Origin of the sequence: Microcoleus sp. PH2017_09_SFU_O_A (assembly GCF_020738625.1) — a bacterium.
Lineage (GTDB): Bacteria > Cyanobacteriota > Cyanobacteriia > Cyanobacteriales > Microcoleaceae > Microcoleus.
This window is the reverse complement of the sequence record NZ_JAEQCF010000027.1, coordinates 1-20,412: the sequence shown is the minus strand read 5'-3', so window position 1 is coordinate 20,412 and position 20,412 is coordinate 1. Positions and strand designations below refer to the sequence as shown.

Below are 20,412 nucleotides of genomic sequence, written 5' to 3'. Positions count from 1 at the left end.
TTCTTCCTTCTTCCTTCTTCCTTCTTCTTATGACTGAAAATATGAATGAAAATCTGGTTATGGCTTTTAGATATGGAGATAGTGCGATCGCACCCGTACCGATCGCTATTTTAGCAGAAAAGCGTTCCAGCTATCATACTGACAAAGACTTGAGCGACGTACAGCAACCAATTACCAGCGCACCGCCGGAAGTCAGACAAATTATCGAGCGCGTATTGGAACTGGAAAAAGATAAACTATATATGAGAGTTCCCCGCTATATTAGCGATGACATTTTGAAAATAATTAAGGAAGCGGTTCTATGAAATTAATGTCAATTGTTCTGTGCAATTTTCGGCAATTTTACGGCCAAACTCCCGAAATTAAGCTAGCTTGGGGCGAACAAAACATCACAGTAATTCATGGCAATAACGGCGCCGGAAAAACAGCTTTAATGAACGGCTTTACTTGGGTGCTGTATGAAAAATTCAGCGCAGCTTTTGCGGTGGGAGAACAATTAGTCAATAAACGCGCCCTTGCGGAAGCCAAATCTGGCAAAAAAGTAGATTGTTGGGTAGAGATTATTTTTGAACATGACACAAGTCGCTATAAAGTAAGACGTGCTTGCCGCGTTTATAAAGGTGAAAATAATGTAGAACATGGCAAGAACGAATTATTCTTGCAAATATCAAAAGATGACGGGCGCTGGATGCCGTCAGCGCAGCATCCAGACGATATTATCGGGCGGATTTTGCCGGAAAGTCTGCATCAATATTTCTTTTTTGATGGAGAACGAATCGAGCAAATTGTCCGTCACGACAAGAAAGAAGAAATTGCTGAAGCTACAAAGGAATTGCTGGGAGTAGAGGTATTGAGTCGATCTATCCGACATTTGGGAGAAGCCAAAAAGTCTCTAGAAAATGATTTAAAAACGATTGGCGGTTCCGAAATCAAGAAACTTTTAAAAGAAAAGCAAAAGCTTCAAGAAGAAAAAGATAAACTTTTACAAAAGCAAGTAGAAGTTGAGAAAGAATTGACCAACCAAGGTGAATTAAAAAAAGTAGTAAATGCTAGTTTGCTGGAACTCAGTGGTTCTGCTGAGTTGCAAAAATTGCGGAATGAATTAGAAATGCAGCAAACTTTGCTTAAACAACAAAATGCTACCCATTTAGATGCTATAAAAAGAGAAATTTCTGTGCGCGGTTATACGATATTTATGTCGGATGTGGCGGCTGAATTTGAAACGCTCATCGCTGATTTGCGGGAAAAAGGCGAGTTGCTTTCGGGGATTCAACGGCCATTTTTGGAACAGTTATTAGTACAGCAGCGGTGTATCTGCGGTGCCCAATTGGTGGAGGGTTCAGAAGCTTGCAAAAATGTCACGGGTTGGATGAATAAAGCCGGTGCTGGGGATGTGGAAGAAACTACGATCCGAATTAGCGATCGCATAAATGAGATCGATCGCCAAATAGCTGATTTTTGGGACGAAATCGATCGCCAACAAAGCAACATCAGTCGCGGTAGATCCGAACTTTCTCGCGTGGAAAGCCAGTTAGACGACATTCATACCAAGCTAAAAAACTTCCCTAACGGCGATGTCAGTCGCTTGCAAAAGCGTTTGGATGAGATTGAGGCAAAAATTGGCGATTTGCACCGAGAAACAGGCTCTAACCAGCAGCAGATTGAGAGTTTGACTGCCCAGATAGTCGCTTTGGACAAGCAAATCGACAAGCAGCAACTGAATGAGGAAAAGCAAGTGTTGGCCCAGCGCCGGATTGCTGCGTCTCAGGATGCGATCGATCGCCTGACAGAAGTGCGATCGCGTTTAGAAAAACAGTTTTGTTCTCATTTAGAAAAGCGAGTGCAAGATATTTTTAGTCAAATTTCTTTTACTCCTTACATCCCCAAATTGAGCGATAAATACGAACTAACCCTAGTAGAAAATACCTCAGGCAAAGAATCTCTAGTCGCCGCTTCGACGGGAGAAAATCAAATCCTCAGTTTGTCATTTATCGGTGGGATTATTGAGGGCGTGCGCGAGTGGAGTCAAAAAAATACTTTGATGGGCCCGGATAGCAGTACCTTTCCCATTGTCATGGATTCTCCCTTTGGCAGTTTAGACGAGATTTATCGCAAACAAATTGCGAATAAACTGCCAAAGCTAGCGAATCAACTCATAGTTTTGGTAACGAAAACTCAGTGGCGCGGAGAAGTAGCCCAAGAGATGGAAAGTGCGATCGGTAAGGAATACGTACTGGAGTACAATTCTCCTAAAGCTGATTGCCAAGAAGATTCAATCTACCTAGGCGGGATGCGCTATGCTTTAGTTAAGCGCAGTCCCGATGAATTTGAATATACAAAAATTGTAGAGGTGGATTATGGCTTTTAGTTCGGCAATTACGCAGGTTTTGGAAACAGATATTTGGGTGAAAGCGACATGGGAAGAGTTTCTAGCCTTCACTGAGGATTCAGCTTGGGAAAAAGGCAAGTTTTATTACGATCGAGAACAAATGAGGGTAGAAATGTCACCAGTAGGGCCATTGCACGCGCGTCATAATTCAATTATCCCGTATGTAGTTATTCTGTTTGCTGCATTGAGAAATATCCGAGTAGTTCAATTTGCTAATGCCAGTTTCCGCAAAACAGGTATTCGTGAGTTTCAACCCGATCTAGCTTACTACATCGGTTCGGATTTGAGGGTTCCTCCTAATGACAGTAATTCACCTGTTAATTTGAATGAATACGATCCGCCTAATTTGGTAATAGAAATTGGCGCATCTTCTTTTAGTGATGACTTGGGTAACAAGCGGTTGCTTTATGAAGACGCAGGAATTAGCGAATATTGGGTTGAACGTGCAAACACGCGGGAGGTTTTTGCCTTTGCAATTAATGGCGGAGGTAGTGGCCGAGTTCAACAGTCGCGGGTTTTACCTGGGCTAGAAATCGCGTTAGTTGAGGAAGCTTTGAATCAAAGTCAAACTCAAGATGATGGAGAAATTAATCGCTGGTTAATTCAAAATTTTAGTCAAGGTTGAAGGAAGTTTGATATGGAAAAAAAGTATTATAAGTTGGTGCGCGATCGCATTCCTGACATTATTCGCGAAAGCGGGAATGAATGCGAAACTGCTGTTTTGTCAGATGAAGAATATCGTCAAGCTTTGCGGCAGAAATTGATTGAGGAAGCTGCGGAAGTGGCTGAGGCTGACAAGGATAATTTGGTGGCAGAATTGGCTGATTTGTATGAGGTGATAGATGCACTGATGCTAAGTTATGGCATTTCGGGCGATCGCATTTTAAACGCACAAGCCAAGCGCCGGGAAAACAGGGGCGGTTTTGCACAAAAAATTATGCTGTTACGAACATTCTAAACAGTTGACAGTTGACAGTTGACAGTTGACAGTTGACAGTTGACAATTGATAGTTGACAGTTACCAATTCCAATTACCAAATGGCTGCTAACAGAATTAGAATTGCTAAAGACAAAGCCGAATTAGTTAAATCCTTAACTTTATCCGACAACAAAACCGGGCCTTTCCAGACTTACGCCGATGTCATCGCCTTCGCCGCCTCCTTGGGAAATAAGCGGAAAAAACGATCGCCCTTAGGGGAAATTTCCAAACGCGAACCCGGTTCAATCGATGTTGATATTTTTGTATCCAGGGGCTACGATATGGCAATCAAGCTAATTGCGATCGCCGAAACCAAAAATCCGCAAATTCTCTCCCATCTCGACGAAAAATCAGAAGCAGAACGCTTGCAAATTTTTGAAGAATATGCTAATGGTGGCCTGGAAATTTTGCGAGAAGAATTTCGGGGTGCAGCCGATTATACCGATCGCCTTTTATTGTTCTTAATTTCTGAAAGGGACAATAAACATCGGTCAAATGAAGAATTTGATTTAAGCAAGTTCTTATTCTGAATTAACTATAAATTATGATTCATAGATACTTCAAACAAGCTGTAAGTTTTTTCGCTTACACCTACTCAGCCTTCATTATCTGTTATTTCATTCTCAGACTAATCTTTTGGGATCGGCTGTGGATTGTGGCTTTTATTGGCACTTTCACTCCCTTAATTTTATTGCCAATTTTATTTTTACCCGTACTAGCATTTTCAATTATCAAAAACCGCTGGTTCTCTATTATTTCATCAATTGCCTGCATTCTACTCCTAAGCTGGCTGCACCTCAAATACTTTTCCCCCGAATCAACAACAAGCATCGCCAATTCCCAGCCCAGCCTGAAAATATTATCGCATAACGTCGGTTGGCACGCAACTCAGCCACAAACTTTAGTTAAACTGATAAACCAACAACAACCGAACTTAATATTTTTACAAGAAACCGTTCGCAAACATAGCGCAGCTTTCACTTCGTTAAAAACAGAATATCCCTATCAAATAGACACTCCACCTGTAGCAATTCTCAGTAAATATCCAATTGTATCCAGCGAAATCTTGCACTTAGCCAACCATCCAGAAACGCAGCAGCGGGCAATAATTAAATTTGCAGGGGAAGAGATAGTCATTTACAATATGCAAGCAACCGGGCCGTGGGTTAAAATGTATCAAATATTGCCATCTATCAAAATCCCAGTTTACAAATACAAACAACGTTTTCCCGAAATTCAAGATTTAGTAGAGCGAATTGGGCAAGAAACTTTGCCAGTAATTGTCGCCGGCGATTTTAACATGACAGACGAATCTCAAGACTATGACAGCGTGCAGAAAGTTTTGCAAGATGCTTTCCTCAAATCAGGGTTTGGGTTTGGTTTTACCTGGCCTCACGGTTTCTTTGCGAAAAGAATTAACTTGAACTTAACTTATCCGGTTTGTCGCATTGATTATATTTGGCATTCAAAGCATTGGGGCGCTCAATCGAGTTCCGTTTTACCAGCAACGGAGTCCGATCATTTACCTGTAGCAGCAGAATTAATTTTGTTAAAGTAAGCAAGATTGTGACAAATGTTTTATACTATTAAAATCGAGAGGCACACCCAATGCAAATTACCCTCACCATCCCGATCGCCTAGAACAGCAGCTTCTTGAGAAAGCTAGCCAACTCAACTTACCGATCGAAACCCTGATTTTGCAATCCCTAGGTCAACTGTTTGAAGAAGATGAAGAGGATCTATCTAAAGAAGATATCCTCAACAGCCTCCTGATTGCGATCGCAGGAAGTAGAAGAGGGCAAAGTTCATCCGATCGCAGAACTTTAGGATGGTATTGATGTCTGAACTATCATTATTCAGGTTCTATTGTCAGATCAATTGAGCAACTAGCACATACTTTTAAAAGTATCAATTTAACAAGATTTTACTTTTGAAGCTAGTCAATATCAGTCTGCAATCGCGAGTCCCGAAATTCTAGAAAATTCCTTGACATTGTGGGTAACGAGAGTCCCTTGAAGGGCTACGGCTGTCCCTGCAATCAAAACATCGATGGGGCCGATGGGAGTACCTTGTTGCTCCAACTGGGCGCGAATTATAGCAGCCGCAACAGCAGCATCGCGATCGAAAGCAATAACGCTAACTCGGCTCAAAAATTGCTGAAGTTGTTGAGTGCGTTTGGCTGGCGAATTGGATTTAGCAATGCCGACTTGCAACTCAAAAATAACGATCGCAGAAATGACTATTTCCTGAGGAGAAACATTAGCAATGTTTTGAGCAACTTGTCCCTGACCTTTGAAATAGTAGATCAAGGTGTTTGTATCCAAAACGTACATTTACAAACTCTCCCGCAAAATGTCTTGTCCAGATTCAGCACGAATATCCTCGATGGATGGAAAATCTTTTCCCCAAGTTCCAGCCAGGGAAAAAACAAATTCAGCCCAAGGAATCGGAGAGTCTACGGTGTCTGTTTGTTGATTCGCGCTCAAATGCTTAGCACAGACAAATTCAGCAAAAGTGAGGATTTCACTAGCTTGGTCTTTGGGAAGGATTTTGGCGATCGCATAAATCTGTTCAGCGATGGTCATAATCTGGTTCTAGGTAAGGTGCAGATTCAATTATACAAAATCTATTTGCTTCCTGCTTTATCAGTATTCCCTGCTGTGGACTTTTTGGCCAATAAAAATTAGGTAAGTACCTGCGGCAATCCCACCTCTTTTGGATGCACAAACCTGCTATTAAAACTAACAGCTTTATCCTCAAAAGTCCTCGCTTGGGCCACCGCTTGCCGCAAATGAGCCCGATCCATATCGTCCTCAATTCCCGCAACCAAATATACAATTAACTTCGTGGCTAAATCCCTTCCAGAAACTAGCATTCGCTTTTTATTCGGATCGTACAAAATCCCGTACCACGCAGACTCAGGATTCTCCATATAGCTAAATCCTTCATCCACATCATACCTGCGGAGTTTGTCGAAAACAGATGTTAGCGACAATTTCTTTCTAAATACTAGAATTCCCAAAGCATTAGCTAAGGCAATTTGACCGACTGGACGAAACAAAATATTGCCCTCGCCACCAGGCTTCTCAAAACTAAATCGGCGCAATTCTGCTGTTTCTTCGCTGCTTTCAATTCTTTGATAGCTGGGCAAAGTTGCTAAATGATCGAACAATTTATGAAACTCTTCTATTCCCTCTTTCAGTTCCTCATCTTCCGGACGCATGGGAATTAAACCTTTTCTTTCCGGCTTCCAATGGGGGAATTTATGTTCTAAATACCGCCCGGCCATATCTTGCAGCGCTTGCAATGTTGTTAACACTGTTGATTTTGCTGCGACTGTGGCGCTGTCCCAATTAACGCGGGGATTTCTATCATCTTGCTCTTTTAATAAGGGATGGGTGACGGCAATTTTGCGGGCGCAGATGGCAAATCCATTATCTTCGTTCAATAATGCTAGCTGTCCCTGACTCAGAGTTACCGCCATCAGGTTAACGTGCACAAAGATCGATCGCACGCGCCGTTGTGCTTGTTGCCGCGTTTCCCCCGCCACAGCCGCCGGGATAAACTCAATCCCGATTTTTTCGTGCGCTAATTTATACACTGTTTCGGGGTCAATTTGATACTCTTGGGCTAAATCTTCGAGAGTAATTGCATCGCCCACAGGTTTTTTATTTTTGTTGTATCTTTGCAGAATTCCGGTTTTAATTAAACTCATTAAACCTTGAACTCCCATCAGCCGATGCTGTCCGTCTAAGGCAAAAATTGAGACTTTTGGAGATACATCCAACAGCCCTAAATTACCGTTTTTATCAAAGGATATGAATTCAGCGGCGGATTTAGTCGCGACGCCGTTTTCATCCCATTCTTGGGCGTGAGGATTGTCTACCCACGGGGGACAGACTACGACTAAAACTGCGGGGAATTTGTGGGATTTTCGGGCTGCTAAATATTGAGTGAGGGCTGCTTGGCGCGACCAATCTAAGGGGCGCTGAATAATTTCGTCAATGGTTTCGTCGTCGCGGACGATGTTGTTGGTTTGGAGGTCGAATTTTTGCCGGAAAAGCGGCATTTGCGAGGCGAAACGGACGCGGGAGTCTAACCATTCTAGGGTGACTGAACCGATGTAGGCTTCGCTGCTTCCCATCTGGGTTTTTTGTACGAAAATGCGATCGTCTTTTCCTAAATAATTGTCTAATAACAGTGCGATTTCCTGTCTTTCGCGATTTTCTTTTTCCAAAAATTGTTTAGCGAGGTCAGCCGCTGGATTGGTAGTCATAGGGAGTTTTTATATAATTTACGCTGTGTTTCCAAAAATATCATAGGTTAAAATTTATGTCAACTCTTGTTTTTTAAAAAGCATTGTGAAATACTGGAGTTGTTAAGTTATGAGATTCAAGCCGCATATCATAATTTGTGCAAAATGTCAAGACTTTATCTAAGTCGCAGATGAAGAATTGCGATCGCCCAGGGTTGAGATTTATCTCCGGCTTCACAAAAAAATATGTCTACTCCTTCCTTTGAATACATTTTGCCGGCGATCCGGGGAATTCAAGCGGGCCGCGAATATTACGTATCGATGTGTCCGGTGCGTTTTTTGCCGAAATTGTTCCCCTTAGATTCTGAAGAATTACCGCCGTCTTTGCGGGCGAAACGCGTGCTTAACCATGCTAGGATTCCCGAAATTGCTGATTATTTTGTCAAAAATTCTGGGAATTATACTTGTGGGGCGATCGCCGCTTCTATTGATGCGGATATTACTTTTGAAGCTGTCGGAAATGAAGCGGAAGAACGCAAAATCGGTCGCTTGCGAGTGCCGATGGATGCTAAGTTTACTATTAATGACGGACAGCATCGGCGCGCAGCTTTTGAGATGGCTTTGAGGGAAAATCCGCAGTTGGGATATGAGACTGTGGCGCTGATTTTGTATCTTGATATTGGCTTGGAAAATTCGCAGCAAAAGTTTGCCGATTTGAACAATTTTCAAGTTCCTTTGGAGTCGTCGCTAAGTCTACTTTACAACCACCGGGGCGATTCGGCTGTGGTGCTGAAGGCGGTTGTTAAGCAGGTTGAGGTGTTCCGCTGTTTGACGGAGATGGAGAGGGGGAGTTTGAATGGGCGATCGCCCAAATTGTTTGCGCTAAGTGCGATCGATCGTGCTACGATAGCTTTGCTGTCCAACATCCACAGCAGCAAACACGCGAAACCCCCTCGTTACCGCGCCACAAAACAGGAAAAACAGGAAGAACTTACTCAGCAAATACAACAGGCGGTTAGTTATTGGAATGTCGTCAGCAGTTTTATTCCAGATTGGCAATTAGTTCTGCACAAGCAGGTTGCGGCGGGGGAAGTACGGCGGAATTGCGTGCACTGTCATAGTGTTGTACTGGAGAGTTTGGGGGAAGTTGGGGCTGTTCTGCTGGCGGTTTTTCCCAATAATTGGGAGGAACATTTGAGCCTTTTGCAGCAGGTTGATTGGTCGATTTCTAATCCTGATTGGGAGGGAGGAATTTTGGTAAAAGGGGGGATTTCTAAGTCGAGGGCGAGTGTTAATTGGATGACTAATTATTTAAAGGCGAGGATTGATTGCTGGACGCACTGAGGAGAAAGTCACAAGCCCCTGTTAATCCTTTACTTTCTTCTACGTTGAACGTATTGCCGGAAAAATAACCAATTTTGTTGTTAAAGGTGCGCCGGATTTCGAGTAAAATGGGGGTGATGATTAATTCCGATCGAGCTTTTTCGCTGCTGATACTTGAGGCTAAGTCTAAGGTTTCGTCCAGGGTTTGCTTGAGGCGTTCTGAAGGTGCGATCGGGGTAATTTGGCTGAATAAGTGGGGAATGTCTTCAACGGTTAGATCCAGGGTTGAGACGGCTTGGTCGATCGTTTTGAAGTCACTGTAGGACATATTTAGTTTGCGGGTGGGATGGATTTGAGAACCGGAGATGCACGCGGACAGTGATATAATTATCTCCTGTCTAGGCTATAAAATTATTTTTTAGTCTGCTGACACTGCTTAAGTTGTCTAGTTTCTGCGTTATGGTTTTGCCTACGCTTAACTTTTTGTTGACAATAGTGTAAAATTCAAGTTCGGATTTTATTTAATCCTAACAGGAGGAGAAAATGACTACAGGAGAAGAGTCCGAAAATAAGAATTTAGCATACTATCGCAATTGTTTTTCTCAGATTAAGGTAGGCAAGAATAAACAAGGAGGTAACGCTCTAAATCAGCCAATACTGCTACTGTCTGTAATTGATTTAATTACACAAGGCTTACTTAACGAGAACAATATTACTGTTTCGGATCAATTAATTAACACCTTCAAAAGATACTGGTCTGTATTGAGTTCTGACCGTTTTGAGGAGATTGATTTTGCTATTCCGTTTTTTCATTTAAAAAACAAGAAACCTAAATTTTGGCACGTTAAATTTAGCGAAGAATACACGGGAGGACGCCCTCAAACCATCAACTCTTTAAGAAGAGATGTTGAAGCAGCAAAAATAGATGATGAATTATTTGATTTATTGCGAGACTATAATGCAAAAAAAGAATTAATAGATATACTGATATCTGCCTGGTTTTCCTCAAGCCAAAAACAGATAGAAGATGTTTTAATAATAAATCAGTCTCTCCAAGATTCTACCTGGAATGAATTAGAGAGTATTGAATCTAGTGATACAGATGCACAACCAAAGGTGTATTTACGAAAATCTTTGTTTAGAGAGGCTATTTTCCGTAAATCCGTCGTGCATTTGTATGATTACCGATGTGCTTTTTGTCGATTGAAAGTTACACGTTCGCTTAGTCAAAGTATTGTAGATGGCGCACATATCAAGCCATTCTCTGAGTTTTATGATAATAGACCAGATAATGGGCTCTCACTCTGCAAAAATCATCATTGGGCATTCGACCGAGGATGGTTTGCTATAGACGATCGTTATCAAATTATAGTTGCTATTGATTTAGAAGAGGATTCACCACACCCTAGATTAATGATAGAGTTCCACGGAGAACAGATTCTTTTGCCAAGTTCTGAGCAATATTATCCGAGAATAGATGCGATTCAGTGGCATCGTAAAAATGTGTTTACTGTAAAATCAAAAAGGAGTTATAGAAAATGAATGAATTACAACAGAAATCGCTATTTCCGCAACGCAATATTGGCGATTTAATTGCAGACATAGAAATCTTAAAAAAAGAAATTCAAGAACTTTATTGTCAAGATGAACTCCCACTTGTAATCGGCTGGAGTGGTGGCAAAGATAGTTCCGCAGTCTTGCAGCTTGTATGGTATGCAATAGCAGAACTTCCAATTGAGAAACGCCACAAAAAAATTCATGTTCTTACAAATGATACACTGGTAGAAAACCCTATAGTATCTGCTGGAGTACATAATTCTCTAAAACGGATGAAAGTGGCGGCCCAAGAACAGGGAATGCCAATAGAAACTCACTTAACTTATCCAGCCGTTCAAGATACCTTTTGGGTGTGCTTAATAGGCAAGGGATACCCAGCACCTAGGAACCGATTTAGATGGTGTACGGAACGATTGAAAATACAACCAACAGGTTCTTTTGTTCGTGAAATAATTAGAACTAGCGGTGAAGTGATTCTTGTTCTAGGGACTCGCAAGGCTGAAAGTGCTAAACGCGCTGCAAACATGGCAAAACATAGGGAGTGGCGGGTAAGCGAACGCCTCAATGCTAATCCCACTCGCCCTAACTCTTATATTTACCTTCCCATTGAAGACTGGCGAACAGATGAAGTATGGCTTTACTTGATGCAGTGGGATAATCCTTGGGGAAATAACAATAAAGATTTACTAAGTATGTATCGAGGTGCAACAGCCGACAATGAATGTCCTTTAGTTGTTGATACTTCTACTCCTAGTTGTGGAAATTCTCGCTTTGGCTGCTGGGTTTGCACAATGGTAAGCCAAGATAAATCAATGGAGGCAATGATTCAAAACGATGAGGAAAAAGAATGGATGCAGCCTCTCCTTGATATTCGTAATGAATTAGATATAAAAGACGATCACCCAAAAAGAGACTTTCGCCGCATCTACGGTAGAGTAGAATTGTTTGAACGCAACATGGGCGACGACACAACCTCCGTCGAACCCATCCCAGGCCCATACACCAAATTCTGGCGAGAACACTGGCTGAGACGAGTCCTGGAAGCACAAACCCACATCCGCAAAACCGCACCCCTAGAAATGCGCGACATCACCTTAATTACCCCGGAAGAACTTAGCGAAATCCGCCGCATTTGGCTGGAACAAAAGCACGAATTTGACGACAGTTTACCCCGCATTTATCAAGAAGTCACCGGGGAAGCGTTTGCAGATTCCCGCCCAGCCGCCGAAAGGAAACTCCTAGGTAGCGACGAATGGACTGCGATCGCAGAAATTTGCAGCGAGGACGAAATGCACCTCGAATTGATGGCAAAACTCCTCGACACAGAACGCCAATACTACACAAAACCCCGCCGTACAGGCATTTACGCGGATTTGGACAAGTGTTTTGAAACCAGTTCGCGATCGAAGGAGGAAGCGATTGGTAACGCCCACTATCAACGCAACTTAAAAACTGCGGTGGAAGCTGTTATAGCAAATCCGACTGAAAACATTCAGCAGGTCAAAAGTGCGATCGCCCAAACCAACATTTCTGCACAATCCGATACCGTCGATATTGCCAAACTCAAACAAGAACTTGAAAGCAGCAGCAATCAAGCGAAGCAGCTATCTTGGGCAGATATCAAATTTTCAACTCCCGATGTAGGAGATAAAAATAGCAAAGATTAAATCTGTCTAATCAAAACTTCCTCTGCGTAGGATGCGTCAGCTAGCATTATTCTGCATCTAATTGATAGCCCAATGGCTGACGCACCTTCTAAACAAATCAGCAACCACCGACAACATCTACAATGCAATTCCTCGAACTCGTCCTCAAAAACTTCGGGCCCTATGCAGGCACCCAAACCATCAATCTCCGCCCCGAAAAAGACGGAAATCCCTGCCCGGTTATCCTATTTGGCGGCATGAACGGCGGCGGAAAAACCACCCTCATGGACGCCATTCGCCTCGCCCTCTACGGCGGTCGCGCCCAATGTTCCACCCGAGGCAATTTAAGCTACAGCGACTTTATTAATCAATGCGTCAACCGCCACACTCCCCCACTAGAAGAAACCCGCGTAGAACTAACATTTGAACAAGTCCAAGATGACCAATTAACTCAATTTAAAATTGTTAGATACTGGAAAAAACCAGATATCAAAGACACCTTAAGCATTCTCATATACAGCGAAATAGTCAAGGATTGGTGGTCGGACAAAGCCATTACCAACACTTGGGACGAATATATCGAAACCCTTTTACCAGTCGGCATATCCAACCTGTTTCTGTTTGACGGCGAACAAGTCAAAGAACTCGCCGAACTCGAAACTCCGCCCGAGTTTGTCGTCGGGGCGATTAAATCTTTGTTGGGTTTAGAATTAGCAGAACGCCTCGCTGTCGATTTAGAAATATTAGCAGGCCGCAAGCGCAAAGAAATTGCTGGCAAAAAAGACTTGGCAGCTTTAGAAAAAATTGAAGCAACTTTTCAGGAAATTAGTAACAAAAAACAATTTGCAACTGAAGAACAAGCCAGCCTGAAAAATAAATTAGAAAAAGCTCAAACAAATCAGCAAAAAGCATCAGACAAATTTATTTATCAAGGCGGAAAAATTGCAGGCGATCGCAGTCAACTAGACAGACAGCTAAACGACTACAGAAATCAAGCAGACAAAACCCGTCTAGCCATGATGGAATTGGCATCAAATATGCTACCGCTAGCGCTTATTTCACCCTTGCTAACCGCTGCAAAAACCCAAGCAGAAACCGAAGCCAGCCAGCAGCAAGCAAAGATTGCCCAAAATGTTATCAGACAAAGAAGCGATCGCCTCCTCAACTATATCGCCGAAATCTCCTTAAATCCCCAACAGCTAGATAAAATTCAAGACTTCATCCGCGAAGAAGATCGAGAACTCGAACAGCAAGCGGCAACCGACGCCCCGCCCTGGATGAACGCCGACAACAGCAACATCCAGCAATTAGAAAACCTCCTCGGCTACCAAATCAAAGCCGAAGAAACTCTCGTGGCCCAACAAATAGCAGAAATCACCCACATCGAAACAGAAATTGACTTCACCGACAGACAACTCGCCGCCGCCGCCTCCCCCGAAGCCTACGAGAAATTAGAAGAAGAAGTCAGAAATGCTCAAAAAGCAGTTGTAATCGCAGCCGCAGCCTTGGAATCCGCAAACAGTAGCATCGCAGAATTAGATAAAGAATTAGCCAAAACCCAGAAACAACTAGAAAGCTACAGTAGCGAATATATTACCATCAGAAACAGCCAACACGTCATCGCTTCGATCGCGAAAGCGCAAAATACCCTCAAACTCTTTAAAGAAAAACTCACCCTCAAAAAACTCAACAAACTCGAAATAGAGATTACCGACTGTTTTCGCTACCTGTTGCACAAAAGCGACCTGGTGCACAGAGTTGCGATCGACACTGACACCTTTAGCCTCTCAATTTACGATCCAGAAGGCAAACCGGTACCCAAACACCGACTTTCGGCTGGTGAAAAACAACTGCTGGCGATCGCCTTTTTGTGGGGATTGGCCAGAGTATCCGGGAGACAGTTACCAGTTGCGATCGACACTCCCCTCGGCCGCCTCGACTCATCCCACAGAAACAACCTAGTCGAACGCTATTTTCCCTCAGCCAGCCACCAAGTCATCCTGCTTTCTACCGACACGGAGATTCGGCAAGCAGAATATGATAAGCTGCAAGAATTAGAGGCGATCGCCCACAGCTACCTCCTCAACTATGATTCGACCAAACGGCAAACTACCGTCGAAACTGGTTATTTCTGGGCATAAAAAACCGCGCCAAAATTTTTAGCAACCCCCTTGACTTTTCCGGGGAGTTGCGGTAGTATATATAGGATAATGGGATGGTTGCGAAAATTTTATTTTTGCAACCATCCCATTATGTTAGGATTCATCCTACTAAAAATATAATACCAAAAACCGCTGTATTTATCAAGCCCGCGCCCTGTAAAAATTTGTTAATTTTAGTTTTTTAACTCGGTCAAAAAACGTAAATTTAGAGGCTGAGCTTCCCAAATATTAACACTCTTTACCAGATATCAAACAATTCTCAACTCATGGAACCACCAGTCGATCGCATCTGCCTCTCTCAAACAGCCAAAGACCAACTATCTAAACTCAAACGATCGACTAAAATCGATCGGTGGAACGTCCTGTGCCGGTGGGGATTTTGCCGATCGCTCGCCGAACCCAGCATCCCATCCCCAGTACCTATTAAGAGCGACAGCAATGTGGAACTAAGCTGGGATGTTTTTGGCGGCGACATGGCTGATATTCTGATCGTTGCTCTCAAGCAGCGGTGTTATCAAGATAATTTGGGTACGTCCAAGGAAACTCTCGCCCAACAGTTTCGCCTGCACTTGCATCGAGGTATTGGCTATTTAGCTGGCGATCCGAATATTAAGAAGATTGAAGATTTGGTGGCGATCGCGCTTTCTCCTGAGAAATTGAGAAATTAAACGAACCGCGAAGGCGCAAAGAACGCGAAGGAAGAAAGAGAAGGGAAGAGTTTACAATTTATTTGGGAGTGCTATCAGTGCCAATGTTTGGCTGTCGCGGCGGAGGATTTTATGGCAAATTACAAATTTGACCTGATAGAATAAGGGTTGGAAGGAAGTAGATGTTTGAAAGTAGTAGTTGAGGAGTTCCATGGGGCTATTGTTAAATTCGATGATTTCACAATAGGGAATTCCGGGCGATCGCAGTTACAGCAAACTGTCACTTCCTGCGCTGACTCGCTTGCCCTCAACGCCCAAAACCCCCAAACCCTCACCAAATCAAACATTCTTGCGATCGCCCTCCCTGTATTCCCAAGCCTAAAAGTAGACAATTTAACAACTGTACCACTAATAAAAACGGTTCGTAGTGAGGACTTTAGTCCGCATAAAGAAGGACTAAAGTCCGAACGATCGAACCTATTTGATTGCGATCTTTCGGGAGCATCTCAGTTTTGCATTTATAGTGCGAGCACGCAAGAGCTCGCGTATGCTACAAATCGCGAGCGGGGACGCTCGCACTATAATAAAAAAAATGCTTTTTGCAAAATTGAGATGCTCCCGATCTTTCTTTTGGGCGATGAGATGACTAATGACTAAGGACTTTTGAGACCAAAAGCGGGAAAAAATGCCCTACTGGGCCTTGACCTTCCCCAATATCTAAAGCATATTTCAGAGCAGTAGTAACATAATTCTTAGCTAATGTCACCGCTGTAAACAAATCTTTACCTAATGCTAGATTAGCAGCGATCGCAGCACTCAACGTGCAACCAGTCCCGTGAGTATTCCCAGTATCAACCGTCTCAGTTTTCAACACATCCAGCCGCGTACCGTCAAACCAAACATCAATTCCCCGCAAATCTCCCGCCATCCCGCCACCTTTGACTAAAACAGCTTTCGCGCCCGATCGATAAATCTCCTGCGCTGCCGATCGCATATCATCTAAAGAAACAATCTCTCTTCCGCTCAAAATCTCAGCCTCAAAGCGATTAGGAGTTACAACAACCGCCAAAGGAATCAAATTATCGCGCAAAAATGCGATCGCCCCGTCGTCAATCAGTCGATCGCCCGATCGGGATACCATCACCGGATCGACAACCAAATTTCCTATATTCCAAGCTTCAACCTGGGAAGCAACTACCGCCATAATTTCCCGGTTTAGCAGCATCCCAGTCTTCGCAGCCTGCACCCCAATATCCCCAACCACCGCCTGGATTTGAGCGGCCACAGCCTCCGCAGACAAAGCATCCACCCGCGTCACACCCAAAGTATTTTGAGCTGTCACGCAAGTCAGAGCACTCGTACCATGCACGCAGTGAAAAGCAAAAGTCCGCAAATCCGCCTGAATCCCGGCCCCGCCACCGCTATCAGATCCAGCCACAGTCAAAGCCACAGGAATCTTAGATTTAATCATCTTTTGTGCAACCGCAGATAAACGCAAACAAACGCAGATAAATTCCATATTATCCGCGTTCATCCGTGTTCATCTGCCATCATCTGCGGTTCAAAATCCCCAACCAAATTAGCTATGATTAAAATCAAGTAAAGAATTATTGCAAATAAATATGAAACTCACCCGCATCGACCTCAACTCCTGGATCTTCCACATCGCAGGCCAAACCATCTTAGTCGATCCCTGGCTGGTCGATCCCCTCGTATTTTACGGTCAACCTTGGCTGTTCACCGCCTACCACAACACGCCCGTCGCCTTTACTCCCAGTACCTTACCGCCGATCGATCTTATCCTAATTTCCCAAGGCTTAGACGACCACTGTCACAGACCAACACTCGAAAAGCTCGATCGCACAATTCCCGCGATCGCCTCACCCACCGCCGCCAAAGTCCTCAGCAGTTTAGGCTACACCAATATCACATCTTTAACAAATTGGCAAGAGTCTACATTTAAAGAAATATTACAAATAACCGCCGTACCCGGAGCCGAAATCCAGCCCGGACAAGAAGAAAACGGCTATTTACTCAAAGATTTAAACAGCGGCGAAACTCTTTATTACGAACCACACCTGCCGCCCTTAGAAAAAGTCAAACAGAAAATAGACACCGTAGACGTAGCAATCGCCCCCGTCATCGGTCAAATCTTCCCCTTCCTCGGACAAATCATCATCGGCCCTGCTGAGGCCCTGAAACTTGCCCAAACCCTAAAACCTCGGTTTTTTGTACCTACAACCACAGGAGATATCCGAGCCACGGGTATTTTACCAATGTTAGTGAAGTCGATCGGCAGCATCCCCGAATTTCGCGATTTACTTGCCAATTCAGGACTCTCCACCCAGCTACTCGAACCCGAACCCGGACAAACCCTAGAGATTTTAGATTTTAGATTTTAGATTTTAGATTTTTTATATTTTAGATAAATCCAAAATACCAAATCCCAGATCTCAATAGATTTTAGATTTTTCAGATTGGAGATTTATCGACAATCCACAATCCACAATCTAAAATCTAAAATCCAAAATCTAAAATCATTTGGTTGGGCGACGGTTTCGCAAAAACTCAGGAATATCCAATCCGAAATCCTGCGGTTTCGTTTTCGCATCCTGCGGCTGTTGAGCAGGAGTCACCGGCACAGTCGCAGCCCGCCAAGGAGCATTAACATTTTGCGCGCGCGAAGCCTGAGACGATGAGATCATTTCCCCCGAAAAACCAGTAGCGATCACAGTAATCTTAATTTCGCCCTGAAGCCGCTCATCAATCACCGCTCCAAAAATAATATTGGCATTCGGATCGACAACTTCATAAATCGTCTCAGCCGCCGCATTAACTTCATGCAGCGTCATATCTGTACCGCCAGTGATGTTAAACACTACACCTCTAGCGCCCTCGATCGAGGAAGCTTCCAGCAAAGGCGAAGAAATCGCCTGCATTGCAGCTTCCCTAGCCCGCGACTTGCCAGATCCCACGCCGATACCCATCAAAGCCGAACCCGCATCCGCCATTACAGCGCGCACGTCAGCAAAGTCAACATTCACCAAACCGGGAATTGTAATGATGTCAGAAATACCCTGAACCCCTTGGCGCAGGATATCGTCAGCAACTCGGAAAGCCTCTTGTACGGGCATTTGTTCCGAAATCACAGACAGCAGCTTGTCGTTAGGAATCACGATCAGCGTATCCACCCGGCTTTGCAAAGCCGCAATTCCTTCCTCAGCTTGGCTGGTGCGCCGCCGTCCCTCAAACGTGAAAGGCCGGGTTACGATGCCCACAGTCAAAGCGCCCATTTCTTTAGCCACTTCCGCGACAATCGGAGCCGCGCCCGTGCCCGTACCGCCACCCATGCCGGCCGTGATAAACACCAAATCGGCGTGATTCAAAGCATTAGCAACTTCGTCGCGAGACTCTTCAGCAGCCTTTTGTCCGATCGCCGGATTGCCGCCCGCGCCCAAACCGCGCGTCAACTTTTGTCCGACTTGCAAGCGTTTCGGAGCATTAGAGAGCACCAGAGCTTGGGAATCCGTATTCACGCACCAAAACTCGACACCAGAAACCTCGCTAGCAATCATCCGGTTAACGGCATTGCCGCCACCACCGCCAACGCCAATTACTTTGATTTTGGCGGCACTGCTGGGCATTATGTCTTTGGGATTGACCATAGGATCGATATCAATACTATCTACATTTACATAACCAGACTTGCGTCTAAACGGATTGGCGGAATCTAAGGCCACCGGAAAATTTTTTACTTCTTCCGAAGGGGGACTGTCTTGGTCAGACCCCTGACTATTATTAAGGTTCATGAGAGTCTGGGATAGTAGATTACAGCTTTTTAACTAAACGCCAATTCACCATCAACTATATGCTAATGTTGCGCGAAAAACTAACACTGGTCGAGGCTCAATGTTAGCAATCTCGGATTTGGCCGCTGTTGCTCGCCCATAGCTTGCATACCCCATCTAGGTGCTTGTGCACAAGGCACTTCTGGGCAAGGCAAAATGAAAAAAATGGATACCAGCCCTTAACGCATCGGATCGAACCCAAAGTTATGAATTTTTTTTCTGATGCGGATCGGTATCAAAAAAGTGTCCTTATTTCCAGTCTTGCGTATTGATGCCCAGATGTAAAAATTCTGATTGTCGATCGACTATACCTTCTCCCGCCTTTCCAAGACACAGGCTCAATTCTGAGCCGGAGTTGGTGCGGGAGTTGAACTCTCCAAACTAGGAGGGGGTTCTGGCAAGTGGACGATCGGGGCAGCAGGATTTTTCAAGTCAATGTAGGCTATTTTGCTTGAATCTAGCTGTTTTGGCAATTGTCGCATTCGGTCTAAAACTTTAAGCTGCTCGATAGTCTTGGAACTGTACGGCCCTAAGTGTACCGTACCGATCTCTGTTTTCAAGATCAAGTTATTTGGGTTTTGCCAATCTATCTCAAACACTTTCACAGTCAAGCCGCTGAGTCCTTGGTAAAACTTCGGCCACGAGGCTCGATACTGTTCCAAAGGCCCGATGACTTTTAAAGTTGGCAAAGAATGCTGGGGCCCGGTTCCCTGAGGGCTGACCGGTGCGATCGAACTATTGTCCGATCGCACAGCAGTATAGCTCTCTGACGGCATCCAGCCTCCGCGAGCATCCAGCCACCCCACCTTGTCCTTGTCGCTAGATTTCAACACCGCAGTCGGCTGTGCCACCGCCACCGGCAGCCTTTCTGACACTTCTATCGTCAAAGAAGGCGGAAACAAGTTGCGAGTCACCTTCGCTTTGGCGATCGGCCCCGTTGACTCCAGCTTTTGGGCCAGGGCCTGCGGTTGAATTCCCCACAGCGACTGCGGGTAAGACAGCGGCACCAAAGAGCGCACCGCCTTGTCCGACAGCCACTGATTGCCCTCCACCTTCACTTGTTCCGATCGAGCAATCAACCAAGCCGGCTGTGCAATCCACCACAGCAAACCCCCGGCGATCGCGCTCGCTGCCAACATTTGCCACATCAGGGCTGCCGATCGAGCGCGACGCTGCCGCCGCAACTCTTCGCGCCTGCGCCCTAACTCTTTTTGAGAAACCACTCCAAAACTAGCCATCTACCTCTTGACAATTTAACTAGACAGACGGGAATTCCCCCACTATACCGTAGTCGGTTAATAGGGGTTGACACTCGAGCGGGCTAAAGCCACGCTCGATTCTGCGGACAAAGCAGGCTTGGGCAATGCCCAAACTCTAACTCTCGCTGGGAGTCGTCAAGCACCGTCTATTCAGTCGGTCAAGGTTTACACCTAACTTACTGACTACTTTGATAGAGTCGAGGGAATAATTACTCATTCCCCCTCTCCTTCAAAACCGTACTTGTGACTGTCGGGTAAGAGAGCATACGTCGCCGTATCTCCCTCCCCTAAGAACCGGACTTGACACTTGTCGCATCATCCGGCTCAAGCCTCTGCCTTCACAGTAC

The 20,412-nt window shown here is 44.6% G+C and carries 20 protein-coding genes; 13 read left to right on the top strand and 7 right to left on the bottom strand.

The window, feature by feature from the left end; all coding sequences use genetic code 11:
• Positions 1-41: 41 nt before the first annotated feature.
• From JGK16_RS12285 to JGK16_RS12255, 7 genes are all read left to right on the top strand, one after another.
• Positions 42-305 carry a hypothetical protein gene (locus tag JGK16_RS12285; RefSeq protein WP_325315890.1) on the top strand — a complete coding sequence of 88 codons (264 nt, stop codon included), beginning with the start codon at positions 42-44 and terminating at the stop codon, positions 303-305.
• Positions 302-2,368 carry an AAA family ATPase gene (locus JGK16_RS12280; protein ID WP_293190647.1) on the top strand — a complete coding sequence of 689 codons (2,067 nt, stop codon included), beginning with the start codon at positions 302-304 and terminating at the stop codon, positions 2,366-2,368. Before JGK16_RS12285 ends, JGK16_RS12280 begins: the two co-directional genes overlap by 4 nt.
• Positions 2,358-3,014 carry a Uma2 family endonuclease gene (locus JGK16_RS12275; RefSeq protein ID WP_293190648.1) on the top strand — a complete coding sequence of 219 codons (657 nt, stop codon included), beginning with the start codon at positions 2,358-2,360 and terminating at the stop codon, positions 3,012-3,014. The genes JGK16_RS12280 and JGK16_RS12275 overlap by 11 nt, the downstream gene beginning before the upstream one ends.
• Before the next feature lie 12 nt (positions 3,015-3,026).
• Positions 3,027-3,347: a nucleoside triphosphate pyrophosphohydrolase gene (locus tag JGK16_RS12270; RefSeq protein ID WP_293179279.1), complete on the top strand. Its 321-nt coding sequence runs from the start codon at positions 3,027-3,029 to the stop codon at positions 3,345-3,347.
• An 80-nt stretch (positions 3,348-3,427) separates the two neighbouring features.
• Complete coding sequence (locus JGK16_RS12265) at positions 3,428-3,898, top strand: DNA phosphorothioation-associated protein 4 (RefSeq protein ID WP_293179324.1); 471 nt, start codon at positions 3,428-3,430, stop codon at positions 3,896-3,898.
• A gap of 14 nt (positions 3,899-3,912) precedes the next feature.
• The gene (locus tag JGK16_RS12260; protein ID WP_293179282.1) at positions 3,913-4,926 is read left to right on the top strand and encodes an endonuclease/exonuclease/phosphatase family protein; all 1,014 of its coding nucleotides are present in this window, start codon (positions 3,913-3,915) and stop codon (positions 4,924-4,926) included.
• Between the two features lie 139 nt (positions 4,927-5,065).
• On the top strand, positions 5,066-5,206 hold the full coding sequence (locus JGK16_RS12255) for a hypothetical protein (RefSeq protein ID WP_293179285.1): 141 nt from the start codon (positions 5,066-5,068) through the stop codon (positions 5,204-5,206).
• 108 nt (positions 5,207-5,314) lie between these two features.
• Here JGK16_RS12255 and JGK16_RS12250 read toward each other — a convergent pair whose 3' ends face one another.
• From JGK16_RS12250 to JGK16_RS12240, 3 genes are all read right to left on the bottom strand, one after another.
• Positions 5,315-5,701 (bottom strand): type II toxin-antitoxin system VapC family toxin, encoded by a 387-nt coding sequence (locus tag JGK16_RS12250; RefSeq protein ID WP_293190649.1) that lies wholly within the window; start codon positions 5,699-5,701, stop codon positions 5,315-5,317.
• Positions 5,702-5,953 carry a DUF2281 domain-containing protein gene (locus JGK16_RS12245; RefSeq protein WP_293190650.1) on the bottom strand — a complete coding sequence of 84 codons (252 nt, stop codon included), beginning with the start codon at positions 5,951-5,953 and terminating at the stop codon, positions 5,702-5,704.
• A gap of 98 nt (positions 5,954-6,051) precedes the next feature.
• A complete protein-coding gene (locus JGK16_RS12240; RefSeq protein WP_293190651.1) occupies positions 6,052-7,644 on the bottom strand; it encodes a DGQHR domain-containing protein in 1,593 nt (530 codons plus the stop codon).
• Between the two features lie 225 nt (positions 7,645-7,869).
• Between JGK16_RS12240 and dndB the strand changes: the two genes are divergently transcribed.
• Entirely contained in the window at positions 7,870-8,967 is a 1,098-nt protein-coding gene (gene dndB / locus JGK16_RS12235; RefSeq protein WP_293190652.1) for a DNA sulfur modification protein DndB, read from the top strand.
• Here the strand turns inward: dndB and JGK16_RS12230 are convergent.
• Positions 8,927-9,274 (bottom strand): hypothetical protein, encoded by a 348-nt coding sequence (locus JGK16_RS12230; protein WP_293190653.1) that lies wholly within the window; start codon positions 9,272-9,274, stop codon positions 8,927-8,929. The genes dndB and JGK16_RS12230 overlap by 41 nt on opposite strands.
• Before the next feature lie 215 nt (positions 9,275-9,489).
• Between JGK16_RS12230 and JGK16_RS12225 the strand changes: the two genes are divergently transcribed.
• From JGK16_RS12225 to dndE, 4 genes are all read left to right on the top strand, one after another.
• Positions 9,490-10,488 (top strand): HNH endonuclease, encoded by a 999-nt coding sequence (locus tag JGK16_RS12225; protein WP_293190655.1) that lies wholly within the window; start codon positions 9,490-9,492, stop codon positions 10,486-10,488.
• A complete protein-coding gene (gene dndC / locus JGK16_RS12220) occupies positions 10,485-12,170 on the top strand; it encodes a DNA phosphorothioation system sulfurtransferase DndC (RefSeq protein ID WP_293190657.1) in 1,686 nt (561 codons plus the stop codon). The genes JGK16_RS12225 and dndC overlap by 4 nt, the downstream gene beginning before the upstream one ends.
• 122 nt (positions 12,171-12,292) lie before the next feature.
• Entirely contained in the window at positions 12,293-14,290 is a 1,998-nt protein-coding gene (gene dndD / locus JGK16_RS12215) for a DNA sulfur modification protein DndD (RefSeq protein WP_293190659.1), read from the top strand.
• Between the two features lie 287 nt (positions 14,291-14,577).
• Positions 14,578-14,979 carry a DNA sulfur modification protein DndE gene (dndE, locus tag JGK16_RS12210; protein ID WP_293179306.1) on the top strand — a complete coding sequence of 134 codons (402 nt, stop codon included), beginning with the start codon at positions 14,578-14,580 and terminating at the stop codon, positions 14,977-14,979.
• 625 nt (positions 14,980-15,604) lie between these two features.
• Here the strand turns inward: dndE and thiD are convergent.
• Complete coding sequence (thiD, locus tag JGK16_RS12205; RefSeq protein ID WP_293179326.1) at positions 15,605-16,429, bottom strand: bifunctional hydroxymethylpyrimidine kinase/phosphomethylpyrimidine kinase; 825 nt, start codon at positions 16,427-16,429, stop codon at positions 15,605-15,607.
• Between the two features lie 151 nt (positions 16,430-16,580).
• On the opposite strand from thiD, the gene JGK16_RS12200 reads away from it, so the two are divergent.
• The gene (locus JGK16_RS12200; protein WP_293190660.1) at positions 16,581-17,360 is read left to right on the top strand and encodes an MBL fold metallo-hydrolase; all 780 of its coding nucleotides are present in this window, start codon (positions 16,581-16,583) and stop codon (positions 17,358-17,360) included.
• A 135-nt stretch (positions 17,361-17,495) separates the two neighbouring features.
• Here JGK16_RS12200 and ftsZ read toward each other — a convergent pair whose 3' ends face one another.
• Positions 17,496-18,767: a cell division protein FtsZ gene (gene ftsZ, locus JGK16_RS12195; protein WP_293190662.1), complete on the bottom strand. Its 1,272-nt coding sequence runs from the start codon at positions 18,765-18,767 to the stop codon at positions 17,496-17,498.
• A gap of 377 nt (positions 18,768-19,144) precedes the next feature.
• Positions 19,145-20,044 (bottom strand): FtsQ-type POTRA domain-containing protein, encoded by a 900-nt coding sequence (locus JGK16_RS12190; RefSeq protein ID WP_293179315.1) that lies wholly within the window; start codon positions 20,042-20,044, stop codon positions 19,145-19,147.
• Positions 20,045-20,412 lie beyond the last annotated feature (368 nt).

Coding starts and splice junctions, on each gene's coding strand:
- JGK16_RS12285 (WP_325315890.1), top strand. CDS start 42: ATGAATGAAAATCTGGTTATGGCTTTTAGATATGGAGATAGTGCGATC.
- JGK16_RS12280 (WP_293190647.1), top strand. CDS start 302: ATGAAATTAATGTCAATTGTTCTGTGCAATTTTCGGCAATTTTACGGC.
- JGK16_RS12275 (WP_293190648.1), top strand. CDS start 2,358: ATGGCTTTTAGTTCGGCAATTACGCAGGTTTTGGAAACAGATATTTGG.
- JGK16_RS12270 (WP_293179279.1), top strand. CDS start 3,027: ATGGAAAAAAAGTATTATAAGTTGGTGCGCGATCGCATTCCTGACATT.
- JGK16_RS12265 (WP_293179324.1), top strand. CDS start 3,428: ATGGCTGCTAACAGAATTAGAATTGCTAAAGACAAAGCCGAATTAGTT.
- JGK16_RS12260 (WP_293179282.1), top strand. CDS start 3,913: ATGATTCATAGATACTTCAAACAAGCTGTAAGTTTTTTCGCTTACACC.
- JGK16_RS12250 (WP_293190649.1), bottom strand. CDS start 5,701: ATGTACGTTTTGGATACAAACACCTTGATCTACTATTTCAAAGGTCAG.
- JGK16_RS12245 (WP_293190650.1), bottom strand. CDS start 5,953: ATGACCATCGCTGAACAGATTTATGCGATCGCCAAAATCCTTCCCAAA.
- JGK16_RS12240 (WP_293190651.1), bottom strand. CDS start 7,644: ATGACTACCAATCCAGCGGCTGACCTCGCTAAACAATTTTTGGAAAAA.
- dndB (WP_293190652.1), top strand. CDS start 7,870: ATGTCTACTCCTTCCTTTGAATACATTTTGCCGGCGATCCGGGGAATT.
- JGK16_RS12230 (WP_293190653.1), bottom strand. CDS start 9,274: ATGTCCTACAGTGACTTCAAAACGATCGACCAAGCCGTCTCAACCCTG.
- JGK16_RS12225 (WP_293190655.1), top strand. CDS start 9,490: ATGACTACAGGAGAAGAGTCCGAAAATAAGAATTTAGCATACTATCGC.
- dndC (WP_293190657.1), top strand. CDS start 10,485: ATGAATGAATTACAACAGAAATCGCTATTTCCGCAACGCAATATTGGC.
- dndD (WP_293190659.1), top strand. CDS start 12,293: ATGCAATTCCTCGAACTCGTCCTCAAAAACTTCGGGCCCTATGCAGGC.
- dndE (WP_293179306.1), top strand. CDS start 14,578: ATGGAACCACCAGTCGATCGCATCTGCCTCTCTCAAACAGCCAAAGAC.
- thiD (WP_293179326.1), bottom strand. CDS start 16,429: ATGATTAAATCTAAGATTCCTGTGGCTTTGACTGTGGCTGGATCTGAT.
- JGK16_RS12200 (WP_293190660.1), top strand. CDS start 16,581: ATGAAACTCACCCGCATCGACCTCAACTCCTGGATCTTCCACATCGCA.
- ftsZ (WP_293190662.1), bottom strand. CDS start 18,767: ATGAACCTTAATAATAGTCAGGGGTCTGACCAAGACAGTCCCCCTTCG.
- JGK16_RS12190 (WP_293179315.1), bottom strand. CDS start 20,044: ATGGCTAGTTTTGGAGTGGTTTCTCAAAAAGAGTTAGGGCGCAGGCGC.